Annotated in this window: 12 protein-coding genes; 10 read left to right on the top strand and 2 right to left on the bottom strand. The window is 63.0% G+C overall.

The annotated features are described in order from the left end of the window. The first annotated feature begins 24 nt into the window (after positions 1-24). The 6 genes from CLV45_RS09655 to CLV45_RS09630 all read left to right on the top strand — a co-directional run bounded on the left by CLV45_RS09655 (position 25) and on the right by CLV45_RS09630 (position 6057). On the top strand, positions 25-1560 hold the full coding sequence (locus tag CLV45_RS09655) for a TolC family protein (RefSeq protein ID WP_100336147.1): 1536 nt from the start codon (positions 25-27) through the stop codon (positions 1558-1560). A 126-nt stretch (positions 1561-1686) separates the two neighbouring features. Further along, positions 1687-3072 carry an efflux RND transporter periplasmic adaptor subunit gene (locus CLV45_RS09650; protein WP_100336146.1) on the top strand — a complete coding sequence of 462 codons (1386 nt, stop codon included), beginning with the start codon at positions 1687-1689 and terminating at the stop codon, positions 3070-3072. A 173-nt stretch (positions 3073-3245) separates the two neighbouring features. Beyond that, positions 3246-4235: an NAD(P)H-dependent glycerol-3-phosphate dehydrogenase gene (locus tag CLV45_RS09645; protein WP_245882813.1), complete on the top strand. Its 990-nt coding sequence runs from the start codon at positions 3246-3248 to the stop codon at positions 4233-4235. Then, positions 4236-4751: a hypothetical protein gene (locus CLV45_RS09640; protein WP_100336144.1), complete on the top strand. Its 516-nt coding sequence runs from the start codon at positions 4236-4238 to the stop codon at positions 4749-4751. It abuts the gene before it with no gap. Between the two features lie 435 nt (positions 4752-5186). Continuing rightward, positions 5187-5627 carry a DUF4259 domain-containing protein gene (locus CLV45_RS09635; RefSeq protein ID WP_157807398.1) on the top strand — a complete coding sequence of 147 codons (441 nt, stop codon included), beginning with the start codon at positions 5187-5189 and terminating at the stop codon, positions 5625-5627. A gap of 1 nt (position 5628) precedes the next feature. After that, positions 5629-6057 (top strand): EamA family transporter, encoded by a 429-nt coding sequence (locus CLV45_RS09630; protein ID WP_100336142.1) that lies wholly within the window; start codon positions 5629-5631, stop codon positions 6055-6057. Positions 6058-6066: 9 nt separating this feature from the next. On the opposite strand, the gene CLV45_RS09625 is transcribed toward CLV45_RS09630, so the two are convergent. Beyond that, on the bottom strand, positions 6067-6507 hold the full coding sequence (locus CLV45_RS09625; RefSeq protein WP_157807397.1) for a hypothetical protein: 441 nt from the start codon (positions 6505-6507) through the stop codon (positions 6067-6069). A 249-nt stretch (positions 6508-6756) separates the two neighbouring features. On the opposite strand from CLV45_RS09625, the gene CLV45_RS09620 reads away from it, so the two are divergent. Together CLV45_RS09620 and CLV45_RS09615 are read left to right on the top strand one after the other, a co-directional pair. Further along, the gene (locus tag CLV45_RS09620; RefSeq protein WP_100336140.1) at positions 6757-7911 is read left to right on the top strand and encodes an MFS transporter; all 1155 of its coding nucleotides are present in this window, start codon (positions 6757-6759) and stop codon (positions 7909-7911) included. 261 nt (positions 7912-8172) lie between these two features. Beyond that, positions 8173-9867 (top strand): catalase, encoded by a 1695-nt coding sequence (locus CLV45_RS09615; protein WP_100336139.1) that lies wholly within the window; start codon positions 8173-8175, stop codon positions 9865-9867. Between the two features lie 90 nt (positions 9868-9957). On the opposite strand, the gene CLV45_RS09610 is transcribed toward CLV45_RS09615, so the two are convergent. Beyond that, positions 9958-11424 (bottom strand): hypothetical protein, encoded by a 1467-nt coding sequence (locus CLV45_RS09610; RefSeq protein WP_100336138.1) that lies wholly within the window; start codon positions 11422-11424, stop codon positions 9958-9960. Between the two features lie 245 nt (positions 11425-11669). On the opposite strand from CLV45_RS09610, the gene CLV45_RS09605 reads away from it, so the two are divergent. Beyond that, the gene (locus CLV45_RS09605) at positions 11670-12863 is read left to right on the top strand and encodes a glycoside hydrolase family 88 protein (protein ID WP_317045100.1); all 1194 of its coding nucleotides are present in this window, start codon (positions 11670-11672) and stop codon (positions 12861-12863) included. Positions 12864-13147: 284 nt separating this feature from the next. Continuing rightward, positions 13148-14788, top strand: a complete 1641-nt coding sequence (locus CLV45_RS09600; RefSeq protein WP_100336137.1) for a T9SS type A sorting domain-containing protein — start codon at positions 13148-13150, stop codon at positions 14786-14788. Positions 14789-14947: the final 159 nt, after the last annotated feature.

The raw sequence follows: 14947 nt of genomic DNA, 5'->3' as shown, positions 1-14947 counted from the left end.
CGGTTCTTGCCAGCCCTTTGCCCTATGAAAACACTTCGTACTCCGTTTCTGCACCAGTTAGCCACGGCGGGCGTCGGGGCGCTGCTGCTGAGCGCCGTGGGCCTGCCCGCCGCGGCCCAAACCACGGCTCCCGTTCAGCCCCCGGCCGGCACTGTGCCCGCGGCAACCCCCAGCGGCCCTTACTCGCTGCAGCGGGCCGTGGACGTGGCCCTGCAAAACAACCTCACGGTGCGCCAGCAGCAGCTGACCACCGAGAATACCAACGTGGTGCTGCGCCAGAGCCGGGCCGCCCTGCTGCCCACGGCCAACGCCGCGGCCTCCCAGAGCTGGAACTACGGCACCAACGTCGACCCGCTGACTTTCCAGTTTCAGAACCAGACCACCCGGGCCAATAACTTCTCGCTCAGTTCCCAGGTTACGCTGTTTTCGGGCTTTCAGCTGCGCAACACCATCAAGCGCAACGAGCTCGACTACCAGGCCGGCCTGAGCGACATCGAGAAGTCGCGCAACGACATTGCCCTGAACGTGGCCTCCTCGTTTCTGCAGCTGGTGCTGGCCCAGGAAATTGTGCGGGCCAATGAGGCGCGCGTCAACACCAGCCAGCAGCAGGTAAGCCGGGCCCAGAAGCTGCTCAAGGCCGGCAGCGTGGCCGAAAGCAACGTACTCGACAGCCAGGCCCAGCTGGCCTCCGATGAACTCAACGTTATTACGGCCCAAAACCAGGTGGCTTTTTACCGCCTGCAGCTGGCCCAGCTGCTGAACCTGCCCTCGGCCACCGGCTTCGAGATTGAGGTGCCCAACCTGCCCGACCCCGACGACGTGGTGATGCTCACGGCCGACCCCGATGGCACCTACCAGACGGCCCAGGGTATCATGCCCGAAGTAAAGGCCGCCGACCTGCGGGTGCAAAGCGCCCTGCGCACGGTGGAGCTGGCCCGCGGTGCCTATTATCCCCGCCTCACCTTCGGGGGCAGCATCTTCTCGGGCTACTCCTCGGCCCGCATCGGGCGCAAGCTCACCGGCGACTCCACCGTCGTGCCCTCGGGCTTTATCTACCAGCTCACGCCCACCGGGGCCCAGGTAGTGCCGGGCCTATTTTCCGGTATCAAGCAGCCCCGCTTCGAAACCTTGTCCGAGGGCTTTACTTCCCAGGTCAAGAACAACCTGGGCAAGCAGCTGAGCTTTAACCTGTCCATTCCCATCCTCAACGGCCTGCAGGCGCGCACCAACGTGCAGCGCTCCGAAATCGGGGTGAAGCAGAACGAGCTGCGCGCCGAGCAAACCCGACTGCAGCTGCGGCAAACCATTCAGCAGGCCTACGCCGACGCCATTGCCGCCCAGCGCCGCTACGCGGCCGCCAAGCGCCAGACGGAAGCCCTGACGACGGCCTACCGCAACGCCGAAATCCGCTTCAACAACGGCCTGCTCAACGGCACGGACTTCAACATCGCCAAAAACAACCTCTACGGGGCCGAGTCGAGCATGATTCAGGCCAAGTACGAGTTCATCTTCCGCCGCAAGGTGCTGGATTTCTACGAAGGCCGTGGCATCAGACTCTAAGCTACTTTTCCACTAAAAGAAGCCAGTCGCCGGGATATTTAGTCCGGGCTACTGGCTTCTTCCTTTTTTTGCCCCAACTTTCCGCCATTTCGCACAACGTACCCCCGATTCGCCATACTATCGAACATGAAAAACAACCGCTTACTGTACATTTTACTGGCTGTCATCCTGGTGATGATTGTTGGCTTTGTGGTCGCGAAAAAGAAGGGCTGGGTGGGGCAGCCGGCCGGCACCGAGGTGATGACGGCCAAGGCCGCGCCCCAGACCATCGTGGAAAAAGTCAGTGCCTCGGGCAAGATTCAGCCCGAAACCGAAGTGAAAATCTCGCCCGACGTGTCCGGTGAAATCATTGAGTTGTATGTGGCCGAGGGCGACTCGGTCAAGAAAGGCCAGCTCTTACTGCGCATCCGCCCCGATAACTACCAGGCCAACGTGAACATGCAGTCGGCCACGGTGAACACCCAGCGTGCCAACGTGGGCCAGACCCAGGCCCGCCTGCAGCAGCTCATTGCCTCGGCCAAGCAAACCGAGCTGACCTACCGCCGCAACGCCTCCCTCTACAAGCAAAAGGTGATTTCGCAGGCCGATTACGAGGCCAGCAAAGCCGCCTACGACGCCTCGCAGGAGGAAATCAATTCGGCCCGCCAGAGCATCCGGGCGGCCCAGAGCAACGTGGCCAGCGCCCAGGCCGGCCTGGAAGAAGCCCGCAAGAACCTGAACAAAACCACGATTTACGCCCCGGTGAGCGGCACGGTGAGCAAGCTCAACGTGGAAAAAGGCGAGCGGGTAGTGGGCACGACCCAGATGGCCGGTACCGAAATCATGCGCATTGCCAACCTCAACTCGATGGAGGTGCGGGTGAACGTGAATGAAAACGACATCATCAACGTGCACCTCGGCGACTCGGCCGACGTGGAAGTGGATAGCTACGCCAGCAAGGACGAGAAGTTCCGCGGCATCGTGACCAGCATTGCCAACACGGCCAAGGACGCGCTGACGGCCGAAGCCGTCACCGAGTTTGAGGTGCGCATCCGCCTCTTGCCCGAGTCGTATCGCCACCTGGTGCGCACCGTGCAGGGCCGCACCGTGGTACCGTTCCGCCCCGGCATGACGGCCTCCGTGGATGTAATTACCGACCGTAAGAGCAACGTGCTGAGCGTGCCGCTGGCCGCCGTCACGACCCGCTCCGACAGTACGTTGACCACCGCGGCTAAGCCCGAGGAGAATGGTGCGGCCGTTGCGGTGAGTACCAAGACGGCGCCTAAAACCGAAATTCAGGAGGTCGTCTTCGTGGTGCGCAACGGTAAGTCGGTGCTGACGCCCGTCAAGACCGGCATCAGCGACTTTGCCAACATCGAAATCCGCAGCGGTCTGCAGGCCGGCGACGAGGTGGTGAGCGGGCCGTTCCGGGCCGTAGCCAAAACCCTCAAGGATGGGGGACCGGTGGTCGTGAAAGACGCCAAGACCATCAACAAGGCCGCCCTGAAGGAAGAGCCCGAGGGCGACAAGTAAGCCGCAGCCGGCGCCAAACACTAACAGGCGCGTGCCAAACGCTAACAGTCGCGTGCCAAACGCTAACAGTCGCGTTTTCGGCTAGTTGGGAGGTCGGGAGCAGCAAGTGCTTCCGGCCTCTCATTTTTTTTGCCTAAACTCGGCACTCTGACCCCTAAAATTCCCAATCCCCGGTGGATAAAATAGCCATGATTGGCGGCGGCTCCTGGGCCACCGCGCTTACCAAAATCCTGTCGGAAAACGGGGCCCGCGTGGGCTGGTGGATGCGCAGTAAGGACGACGTGCAGCACCTGCTGCGCACCCGGCACAACCCGCGCTACCTCTCGTCGGTGGCCTTCGATTTGAGCCGCATATTTCCCTCCACCGAGCTCAAGGAAACCGTGGAAGAGGCCGACTGGCTGGTGCTGGCCGTGCCGGCGGCCTTCGTGCAAAGCTCCCTGGATAAGCTCGACCGGGATATGCTCAAAAACAAGCGCGTTATTTCGGCCATCAAGGGCATGGTGCCCAGCAAAAACGTGCTGGTAACCGACTACGTGGCCGAGCGGTTTCGGCTGCCCCACGACCGAATCGGGGTGGTGGCCGGTCCGTGCCACGCCGAGGAGGTGGCCCTGGAAAAGCAGAGCTACCTGACCATCGGCTCGCCCAGCCTGGCCCTGGCCGAGGACTTCTGCCACCTGCTGCGCAACCGCTACGTGAAGGCCCACCCCATGGAAGACCTCGACGGCATTGAGTACTTCGCCGTCATGAAAAACATCATTGCCCTGACCTGCGGCATTGCCCACGGGCTGGGCTACGGCGACAATTTTCAGGCGGTGCTGGTCAGCAACGCGGTGCAGGAAATGCGCCGCTTCGTGCACGCCATGAACCCCCAGCCCCGGGACCTGTCGGCCTCGGCTTACCTCGGGGACTTGCTGGTGACGGCCTACTCGCAGTTTTCGCGCAACCGCACCTTCGGCAACATGATTGGCAGAGGCTACTCGGTGAAGTCGGCGCAGATGGAGATGAATATGGTGGCCGAGGGCTACTACGCCGTCAAGAGCATTCATGAGCTCAACAAGAAGCTCGGCGTGCACATGCCCATTACCTCGGCGGCCTACCACGTGCTCTACGAGAAGATTTCGCCGGCCGTGGAGCTGGAGATTCTCAAGGAGAAATTCAAATAGATGCGCCGGCCCCAAACCCTGCTGCTGCTGGCTACCGGCGCGGCCCTTGTATCGGTCGTTTGTATTGCTCTCAGCCACGGCGTGCTGCCCCGGCCGCCGTGGACCTATAGTCAGCCTATTGGCGGCTGGACGATTTACCCGCCGCTCAGTGCCTTGCCCCAGGCCAGGCCGGAGCAAATGGGCCCTACCATGGAGGAGTTTTTTGCCTACGCCGCGCTGTGGGTCGGGGCCTGCCTGGCCGCCGTCGTGACGCTGCTGCTGTGGCTGCCCGGGCTGGTGCTAGTGCGGGCGTACGCCAGTACGACGGTACAACGCGTAAGTCCCTGGCTGAAAGCTCTACCCGCGTTGCTGCTCATTCCCTGCGCCGTCCATGTGGTCGGGATGATACATCTGTTGCAGAAGTCCGAGCAGGAAACCGAAATGGTGCAGCAATACCTGCAGCTGAGCAGCACTACCTCCCCCGATTCCTTGCGCGTATCGGCCCCGGCTGATTCGTTGGATGACGCTGCGGAGTAGACACAAGGGCTCTGAAGCCGGGCTAGTCGAAACCTCGCGGCCAGTCGTAGTGCAGGTAGGCGTACATTTCCTGGTCGTGGTACAGCTCGATGCGGTGTCTGATACGATGGTCGGCTAGGGCTGCGGAGGCACTTTGGCAACTGTCAAGTAGGGCTCTTGGCGTGCCCGCATTACCGCTGATCAGGGTATCAACGGCGGTTTTTTCACAGATGAGGCGTGAAGCAGCATTGTTGGTGAGCAGCAGATACTCTCCGTTCTGGTAAAGACTGGATTCCCGGATTTGACTGCCGGAAAGACCGACTGCAACTCCAGCAGGCGCACAGGCGGCTCAATTTGACCGTAGGCTACATCCGTTTCCTGGTCATCGGCTGGCATCCTGCGCTGTAGTAGTGTAATAAGGTAGCCGGGCAAATTACGTAACACCGGATGCCTCTTTTGCTTTTTTCACGTATCAACACTCCTAAAAACCAACACCACCTTATGGGCACCTGGGGCTACTACAACTTCGACAACGACGCGGCGGCCGACTTCGCCGAGGATTTCCGCGACAACCACACCGAGGCCGTGCTTTACGAGGCCTTGGCCACCGCCGCCGAGGAAGAAGGCGCCCTGGAGGCCGCGGAGGCCAGTGAAGCCCTGGCCGCGGCCGAAATTGTGGCCGCCATTCTGGGCAAGCCGGCCCAGGAGTTTCCCGTCGACCTGATTCCGGTTATCGTCAAGCTGGATGCTTCGGAAAGTGAGGACCTGCGCGAGCTGGCCATTGAGGCCGTGGAAGCCGTGGTGCGCAAGTCGGAGCTGCAGGAGCAGTGGGCCGCCAAAGACGATTACCCGAACTGGCAGCAGCTGCAGCAGGGGCTGTTGGAGCGCCTCAAGTAGGATGCCCTGGCTGCTGCTGGCGCTGCTGACGGCTTTCTGCCTGGCGCTCTACAACTTTTTTATCAAGCTGGCTTCCGACCAGCTGCCTGCGGCCGTGGGGGCCGTAGTGCTGCAACTCGTGGCGGCTGGCTTGGGGGCCGTGTGGCTACTCAAGCTCAAGCTGCAGGGCCAGCCGCTGCCCATTACCACCAAAGGTTTGCTGCTGGCCGCCCTGGCCGGGCTGGGCGTGGGTCTGGCCGAGATTCTGACCTTCGTCGTGTTTAGCCGGGGCGTGTCGTCTTCGGTCGGGACGCCGGTCATCGTGGGCGGCTCGGTGCTGCTCACGGCCCTGCTGGGGCTGGTGGTACTGCGCGAGGCTTTGTCCTGGTCCCAGGCCCTGGGGCTGGTCAGCATCGTGGTGGGCATTGCCCTGCTGGCCCGGGGCCATTAGCCGGGCTTATTACGGCTGAAGCTGCTTGGCCTGGGCGCTCTTCTGGCTAAGTACCTGCAGGCTGCGGTGCAACGCCGCGCACAAATGCCCGTGGTGACAGGCCAGATAGGTAACGAGCTGCGCGTAGTGATACACAAAAATCTTCGTGTCGGGGTACCAGGCCTGAGCGTCGTGGGGCGGGCAGAAAACGGTTATCAGCAGCCGGTAGCCACCGGCAAAGCGCAGGCTGAGCGCCGCGCCGTGGTGCTCTTGATCCTGCCAACCCTCTATTGCGCGGGGACTGAAAGTCAGCAGTAGCGGCAGGCACTCGGTAAGCTGGGCCATGGTCAGCTGCTGGCAGGCCGTCGACAACGAGCCCACCAACGCTAACTGCTCGGCCAGCGTGGTCTTGATTTTGTGGTTGAGCCGCTCGTGGTTTTTCGACTTATTAAGCAGTAACAATCTTTTCATACACACGGCTACTTTCAGCTTTGGGCTTACTACTGCCAACGGCAGGTGGCCGTACAAAGCCCGTCCGTGGGGAATTCGTTCCGTCCGGGTAAACTATTTAGCGCGGTTGTTGTGGGCCCGCGCCGCGGTAGTTTTTACCGGCTCGTTGGCGCGGGGGGAGTTGTGGCGGCAAAGCCGCCGGGTAGCTGACGCAGGTAGTGGGGTAAGACTGTAAGTGGGTGCGAGTAGTAAATTTAAAATCAGGGCGTTATGCTTTCATTGCTTTCTAAGAATACAGTTTCGGCTACCGCCCACCGCGTGGCCGTCAGCACGCTGTTTTTTCTGCAGGGCCTGTGTTTTGCCAGCTGGGCCTCCCGCATTCCGAGCATTCAGCAGAAGATGAGTTTGTCGGAAGCAGAGCTGGGCCTGGTGCTGATTACTTTGCCCGTGGGCCTGATGCTATCCTTGCCGCTGTCGGGCTGGCTGGTAGCCACTCAGGGCAGCCGCCGCATGGCCCTGGTCGGGGCCGTGCTCTACAGCTCCACCCTGGTTAGCATCGGCTGGGCCCAGAACCTGTATCAGCTCGTGGGCTGTTTGTTCCTGTACGGGGTTACCAGCAACCTGATGAATATTTCGGTCAACACCCAGGCCGTGGGCGTGGAGGCCTTGTACCAGCGCCCGATTATGGCCGCTTTCCACGGGCTGTGGAGCCTGGCCGGCTTTACCGGCGCCGCCATTGGTAACTTTATGAATGCCCGCGGCATCGAGCCGTTGGGGCACTTTGCCCTGATCTGGGGCGGTATTCTGGTGGGCCTGCTGGCCTGCTGGCCCTACACGCTGCGCCACGACCGGGCCGCGGCGGCCAATCAGCCCATCTTTGCCCGGCCCGACCAGGCCCTGCTCGGCCTGGGCCTGATTGCCTTCTGCTCCATGATCTGCGAGGGCGCCATGTTCGACTGGAGCGGTATATACTTTCGCAAAGTGGTGCTGGCCGAAAAAGCCTGGGTGGGCGTGGGCTACACGGCCTTTATGAGCACCATGGCCGGGGGCCGCTTCGTGGCCGACTGGTTTGCCCACCGTTACGGGGTGCGGGCCGTGTTGCAGGCCAGTGGGCTGCTCACGGCGGCGGGCCTGCTGCTGGCCGTGCTGCTGCCGGCCCTGCCCACGGCCATTGCGGGCTTTTTGCTGGTGGGCTTCGGGGTGTCGTCGGTGGTGCCGCTGGTCTACAGCGCGGCGGGCAAGGCCTCCACGATGTCGCCGGGCGTGGCCCTGGCCGCCGTATCCACGGTGGGCTTTCTAGGCTTTCTGATCGGGCCGCCGCTGATTGGGTTGGTAGCCGGGGCCGCCAACCTGCAGATTTCGTTCTCCATTATTGCCGTCATGGGCTTGTGCATCACCCTGGTAGCGAGTCGGGCCAAAGTGTAAGATTTGGTTCTGCCGCGGTCGGGGCCGCGCCAGGCGGGAAGCGGCACCCCGGCGGGTAACCTGGCTCTATCCTGCTTGTTTTCAACGCCATTGACGGCCCGCAGTAGTACGCCCGCCTTACGGGCTGGCTCTAAACGGCCGTAAAAAGGCTGGGTGAAACCCACGCCAGTCTTTGGAATGAGCTATTGGTCCTGAGTATGTTATAAAACATTCTCCCGGTTTTTTGGTATTTTACTACTTCCAATCTACCCCACAAGACCAATGACACAGAACGAAGAACAGAACCAGAACGGCGCGGCTGGCTCCAACGGCCATGATGTGTCGGGCAACGGTACGGGCACGGCCGTAACCGGGGCCGGCACTTCCCACGACTCGCGCACGGCCGAGGGGGAAAACGCCCAGACCCTGACCACCCGGCAGGGCCACCCGCTGACTAACAACCAGAACATCCGCACCGTGGGCAACCGGGGCGCGGCCACGCTGGAAAACTACGCCTTCATCGAAAAAATCAGCCATTTCGACCGGGAGCGGATTCCCGAGCGGGTGGTGCACGCCCGCGGCGCCGGCGCCCACGGCGTGTTTGAAGCCTACGGCCGGGTCGGCGACGAGCCCATTGCCAAGTACACCCGGGCCAAGCTGTTCCAGGAAAAAGGCAAACAGACGCCCGTTTTCGTGCGCTTCAGCACCGTGGGCCACGGCGGCCACTCGCCCGAAACCCTGCGCGACCCCCGCGGCTTCGCCGTGAAGTTCTACACCGAGGACGGCAACTGGGATTTGGTGGGCAACAACCTGAAGGTGTTCTTCATCCGCGACGCCATGAAGTTCCCGGATTTGATTCACTCCCAGAAGCCCGACCCGGTAACCAACCGGCAGAGCGGGGAGCGGATTTTCGACTTTATCTGCAACACTCCCGAGGCCATGCACATGGTGTCGTTCCTGTTCTCGCCCTGGGGCATTCCGGCCAACTACCGGCAGATGCAGGGCTCGGGCGTGAACACCTATAAGTGGGTGAATGCCCAGGGCGACGCCGTGCTGGTCAAATACCACTGGGAGCCGCTGCAGGGCATCAAAAACCTGACGGCCCACGAAGCCGAGGCCATTCAGGCCAAAAACTTCAACCACGCCACCCAGGACCTGTTCGAGCACATTGCCAAGGGAGAATTCCCGGAGTGGGAGCTGCGCGTGCAGATTATGAGCGACGACGAGCACCCCGAGCTGGACTTCGACCCGCTCGACGACACCAAGATCTGGCCCGAAGACCAGTTTCCGCATTTGCCCGTGGGCAAGATGACGCTCAACCGCAACCCCGAAAACTACTTCGCCGAGGTCGAGCAGTCGGCTTTCGGGACCGGCGTGCTCGTGGATGGGCTGGACTTCTCGGACGACAAGATGCTGCAGGGCCGCACGTTTTCGTATTCGGATACGCAGCGCTACCGGGTGGGCACCAACTACCTGCAGCTGCCCATCAACGCGCCCAAAAAACACGTGGCCACCAACCAGCGCGACGGCCAGATGACCTACCACGTCGACTCGGCCCCGAATCAGAACCTGCACATCAACTACGAGCCCAGCTCCCTGAATGGCCTCAAAGAGGCGCCCCGTAGCGCCCCCGACCACATGCCCGAGTACAAGGGCCGCTTGATGAAGCAGACCATCGACCGGCAAAACAACTTCAAGCAGGCCGGGGAGCGGTACCGCCTGCATGAAGACTGGGAGCGGGACGATTTGATCAACAACATGGTCGGGGCCCTAGCCGATGCCGACCGCCGCGTGAGCGACAAAATGGTGGAGCTTTGCACCAACTGCGACCCAGACTGGGGCCGGCGCCTAGCTGAAGGCCTGGAGCAGGCCCGCGGCGGCAAAACGGCCGAGGGCGGCAACCAGTACAACGAAGCCCGCGGCTCGGAAGCCGTGGCCGAAGCCGAAGCTACGGCCCACGACGCCAAGCCATACTAGTTGAGGTCAACACCGCTAAGAAAAAAGGGTCCCCGGAGCAATTCGGGGGCCCTTTTTGGCTGTATACCAGGCTCGTTATTACCAGGCTAACTAGTCGCCCGCCGGGCTTGTATCATCCAAATTCGGCTCAGCTACTTCGGGCATCACCTCGGAGGAATCGGCGGCTGGCGTGGGAGTGGCCGCCGAGTCAATAATGACCGGCTCCTCAGCTCGGGCATCTTCGGTAGAATCTGCGAAGACCGGGGTTTCGGCGGCGGTGGGCTGGTCTTGCGTGGCCGGCAGCTGGGCGCGGCGGCCGGCAGTGGCTTCGGACTTGGGAGCGGAGGTCAGCTTGCCGGCCAAGTGAATAGCGCCCCACACGCCCCAGCCCAAACCGCCCGCTACGGCGGCCACCACGGCCACCCGGTGCCAGCGCAGCTGCCAGATCGGCGCTGGTGTTGGAGGGGCTGCTACCCGGCGCACCTGGGCAGCCGGGGCGGAGCGGACCGCTCCGGCTAGTGGGGCCGGGGGCTGTGAAGTTGGCGGTGGGAGCGGGGAGGCTGGGCTCGGCGCCGGGCGGGCTTGCAGTTGCTCCAATGCCTGGCCCAGTTGCTCAATGCGGGCATCGAGTTGACGGTTACGGGCGGCAAGCTCGGCCTGGGCCTGGCGTACGGCTTCGGCCAGCGCGGCTTTTTCCCGGGTTTCAGCGGCCAGGCGGGCTTGCAGGTCGGCCGTTTCGGGGGCCACCGCCGAGGCCTGCCGCAGCTGGGCTTGGAGCTGGGCAATGGTCTGCTCCCGGGCGGCTTCCCGGGCCGCGGCGGCATGGTTTTGCGCCTGCAGCTCGGCCCGCACCTGCTGGCGAATTTGCTCCAGGCGCGCTTTTTCGTCCTGGCGGGCGGCCACGGCTTCCGGGGCCGAATAGCCCCCGTAGGGCTGGTCGTGGGGCACATCTTCGGCCCCGAGCCAGCGCCAGAGCTGCCGGGCCTGGTGCTCCCAGAAGCCCATCGGTGCCACCAGCTCCGACATTTCTTCCACCACGTCGTCGGCCTCGGCTGCCGCCTCGCCGGCCAGCGCCGTAAACCAGCTTGCCAGCGCCGCTTCCGGCAGTTCGACACCTGTACGGGTCAGGCTCCAGAGGCGGCGGGGCAGGTGGGCCGGCTGCCGCAGCAAGCCCAGACTATCGGCCGTGGGCAGCTGGCGCAGGTGCGTTTCCAGGGCCGGGGCCAGCTCTCCGGCGTCTTCGGATACGACCAAACCTGTCACGTCGGAAGTGGAAATAGGAGCGGGGCCCAGGTCGGCGCTGAGCCAGGCGGCCAGCACCTGCTGCTGCCGCTGGAAGGTCGCGGCCAGATTCTCCAGCTCCGACCCGCTCAGCTTGCCCGGCCCGGGCACCAGCAGCGTGGTAATGCTGCGGGGCCGGATAACGACGGCGTCGAAGCTTTCCTCGCCCAGGGTAAAGTTGCCCAGCAGCAGGGTGGTGGTGGGCGGGGCTTCGGCGGCTAGCGCGGCCTGCAGGGCGTCGTAGTGCGCCTGGCGGGCGGCATCGGCAAAGGGCGCGAATAACAGGCTGTGGAGCATCGGGCAAAGAAAGACAATTACTTCGGGCCGGCGGTTATGCCGCGCTACGGCCCGGCTGCTGGCCCTTACGCAGCCGCGCGGGGCCCAGTTTGGTTTCGGGTCAAGCCACTCCTGCCAGCTGCTCCTGCTGAAACGCTTGAGGCCTGCCAGCTGCTTTTGACCGGCCCGGATACGCAAGTATGCCCAGACTATCCTTACTTGCGCCCACTCTCCCCGAGGTCTTCCTGTTTTTCAACTACTAGCCCGTGAAACGTTCCGCAGTATTCGTACCCGCCCTGGCGGCGCTTTTAACCCTGTTTACTACCTTATCAGCCGCGGCGCAAAAGCGGAAAATCAACGTGCCCCAGGAGTTTGCCCGGGCCGGGGAGCAGCTCACCCAGTTGCTCAAAACTCACCCCGACCGGACGCAATTTCCCTATTCTACCCGGCCCGACGGCTCGCTGAAAGATACCAAGTCGGAGTGGTGGACCAGCGGCTTTTTTGGCGGCACGCTCTGGTACATGTACGAGTACACCAAGCAGCCCCAGTGGCAGCAGGCCGCCGACCAGTGGACCCAGGCCATGCAGCAGGAGCAGCACAACACCGGCACCCACGATTTGGGCTTTATGCTGTACTGCCCCTTCGGCAACGGCTACCGCCTCACCCAGAACCCCGCTTACAAGCCCGTGCTGCTCACCGGCGCCCAGTCGCTGGCTACGCGCTTCAACCCGCAGGTGGGCCTGATTAAGTCCTGGAATAGCTTTGCTGGTTACCAGTACCCGGTCATTATCGACAACATGATGAACCTGGAGTTGCTCTGCTGGGCCGCCCGCACCAGCGCCGACTCCACGCTGCGTCACCTGAGCATCGTGCACGCCGACAACACGCTCAAGAACCACTTCCGGCCCGATGGCAGCACGTTTCACGTGGTCTGCTACGACGATAAAGGCCAGGTGCTGGCCCGCAAGACGGCCCAGGGCGCGGCCGACAACTCGGCCTGGGCCCGGGGGCAGGCCTGGGCCATTTACGGCTACACCATGCTCTACCGCGAAACCAAGCTGGACCGCTACCGCCAGCAGGCCCGCAAAACGGCCGACTTCTTCCTGAATCACCCCAACCTGCCTAAGGACAAGATTCCCTACTGGGACTTCAACGCCCCAAATATCCCCACCGAGGAGCGCGACGCCTCGGCGGCGGCCATCGTGGCCTCGGCCCTGCTGGAGTTGCAGCAGTACAGCCCCGCCGCCGATGCCAAGCGCTACCGCCAGGCCGCCGAGCAGATGCTGGTGAGCCTGAGCAGCCCCGCCTACCGCGCCGCCCTGGGCGACAACCAGAACTTCCTGATCAAGCACTGCGTGGCCCATAAGCCCGCTAAAACCGAAGTCGATGCTCCCTTGGTGTACGCTGATTACTATTACCTGGAGGCTCTGCTGCGCTACGACCGGCTGAAGCTGAAGTAGCGGCCACTACTGCGGCCTGGACTGGCCGGACCAGCGGCTGCATTTTTCATTAGGATCAAACCAAGTCTGACCAGAAACCGGGCTGCTTGCTGCAGCCCGATTGGCGGAGCCACATTATCATGTGATTTTATATAGAATATTAATTATATAATTTTGAATCATTCCTTGTTGGGTGGGTGCGCCGGAAGAAGTTGAGCAGTTGGTAGCCGAATGGCTCGGCTGGACAAAATAGCTTGCCCGTCGGCGGCCCGCAGGTGTTGCTTTCATTTTTAATTCGTGGGGTTATGAAAAAGATTGGACTGGCTTTGGTGGGAATTCTATGCGTTATTCAGTCGGCTCTGGGGCAGGCGTCCTGGCAATGGACCCGGAGCTTGCAGCAGGTGGCCGTGGCCAGCGTGGCCGCCGACGGCTCGGGGGGGATGTACGTAGTCGGCAGCTTTAGCAGCCCGGTGAGCTTCACTTCTCCCAACTTCAACGGTGTGCTTACCCTGGCGCCGGTGGGGGCATCCGACGTGTTTCTGGCCCGCCTCGATGCCAACGGCAACCTCAGCTGGGCCCGGCAGGTGGGCGGCAGCGGAGCCTCCGCCTCCGGGGCCGGCATCACGCCCGACGGGCAGGGCGGGCTCTACGTGGTTGGCCGGTTTACGGGTACGCTGACTGCTAATACCGGTACGGGCAGCCTGGCCGGCTCCTTGGGTTACTCCTCCGTGCTGGTCATGCGCTGCTCGGCCAGCACCGGCAGCGCCTACTGGAGTCGGCGCGTGGGCACTAATGAGTCGGCATCGGGGGCGCTGGCCGTGGCAGTCGGACCCGGGGCCGTGGGCTACGTAACGGGCTTTGTGAGCGGCAACGTCACGTTTGGCTCGTATGCGGTGTTTGGCGGCCGGGCCGCCGCTTTTGTGGCTGCGTACAGCGCGGCGGGTGCCGTCAACTGGGTTACGGCCGGAGCTATTGATCCGCTCAACGGGGGCATTTCCTCCGCTTCGGGTTCCTGGGCCAGCAAAGTGGCCGTCGATGGGGCGGGCAACTGCTACGTCACAGGCCGCTTCACGACAGGGCTGAAGCTGGGAGGCCTGCAGCTGGCCGACAACGGCCTGTTCAATCCGCACTCGTTCGTGGCCCGGCTGAATCCGGGTACGGGAACTGCTGTCTGGCTGAAAGGCACGACCGGCACCGTGTCCGCCGACCGGGCCGATGGCACCGGCCTGGCTCTGTACGACGGCTTTTGCTACGTGGGCGGCACCTTTGGCGGCACCGTTAGCTTCGGGGGAATCTACACGCTCACCACCGGCAACCCCACCACCGGCTACCTGGGCCGCCTCGACGCGGCCACCGGCACCACGGCCTGGGTGCGCCCCCTCGGGGCCGCGGCTACCAATGTACACGTAGCGGCCGGCGCTGCCAACGTGCTGGCTACCGTCGGTATTGATGCCGTTTCCGACTATTCCCGCCTAGTAAGCTACGCGCCTAGCGGTGTGTATCAGTGGGCACTAACGGCTACTGGTCCGGGCAGCAGCAAGGCGACCGACGTGGCCCAGTATGGCCCGGGCGTAGCCTTCTGGACCGGCAGCTGGCAGGGCACCTGCAGCTTTGGCCCCACCACGCTAACCGCGCCGGCGGGTACCAGCTATGGGTACGTGTCGCGCATCCACTTCACCAGTCCCGCCGCCCGCACCGCCCCCGACCAGCTCAGCAGTGCCCCGGAGCTGTATCCCAACCCGGGTTCGGGTCAAATTCAGCTGCACACCGCCTCGGCGGCGCCCCGAACCATGCGCGTGTATTCGTCCTCGGGCCAGCTCATGCTGCAGCAGCAGGTGCAGGCCGCCGACGTGACCCTGGACGTGAGAAATTGGCCCCAGGGCACGTACTGGGTCCATCTGCAGGGTCGCGGCGCCCCGGAGCGGCAGCAGATCTGGGTGCGCTAAATTCGAATCGTTATCCGGGCTACCAAACAGAGTAAAGCGAATGCCCCGCTCGTGTACGCCGACTACTACTGCCCGGAAGCCTTACTGCGTTCCGACCGGCTGAAGTAGCTTCCGGAGCCGTACGGCCGGCTTCACGCAGTTAAAATGAGAGCCCACCCG

This window comes from Hymenobacter chitinivorans DSM 11115, assembly GCF_002797555.1.
GTDB lineage: Bacteria > Bacteroidota > Bacteroidia > Cytophagales > Hymenobacteraceae > Hymenobacter > Hymenobacter chitinivorans.
This window is presented reverse-complemented; position numbering and strand designations above follow the sequence as displayed.

Excerpts from the sequence above, each read along its gene's own strand:
- CLV45_RS09655 (WP_100336147.1), top strand. The coding sequence starts at position 25 with ATGAAAACACTTCGTACTCCGTTTCTGCACCAGTTAGCCACGGCGGGC.
- CLV45_RS09650 (WP_100336146.1), top strand. The coding sequence starts at position 1,687 with ATGAAAAACAACCGCTTACTGTACATTTTACTGGCTGTCATCCTGGTG.
- CLV45_RS09640 (WP_100336144.1), top strand. The coding sequence starts at position 4,236 with ATGCGCCGGCCCCAAACCCTGCTGCTGCTGGCTACCGGCGCGGCCCTT.
- CLV45_RS09630 (WP_100336142.1), top strand. The coding sequence starts at position 5,629 with ATGCCCTGGCTGCTGCTGGCGCTGCTGACGGCTTTCTGCCTGGCGCTC.
- CLV45_RS09625 (WP_157807397.1), bottom strand. The coding sequence starts at position 6,507 with ATGAAAAGATTGTTACTGCTTAATAAGTCGAAAAACCACGAGCGGCTC.
- CLV45_RS09620 (WP_100336140.1), top strand. The coding sequence starts at position 6,757 with ATGCTTTCATTGCTTTCTAAGAATACAGTTTCGGCTACCGCCCACCGC.
- CLV45_RS09615 (WP_100336139.1), top strand. The coding sequence starts at position 8,173 with ATGACACAGAACGAAGAACAGAACCAGAACGGCGCGGCTGGCTCCAAC.
- CLV45_RS09610 (WP_100336138.1), bottom strand. The coding sequence starts at position 11,424 with ATGCTCCACAGCCTGTTATTCGCGCCCTTTGCCGATGCCGCCCGCCAG.
- CLV45_RS09600 (WP_100336137.1), top strand. The coding sequence starts at position 13,148 with ATGAAAAAGATTGGACTGGCTTTGGTGGGAATTCTATGCGTTATTCAG.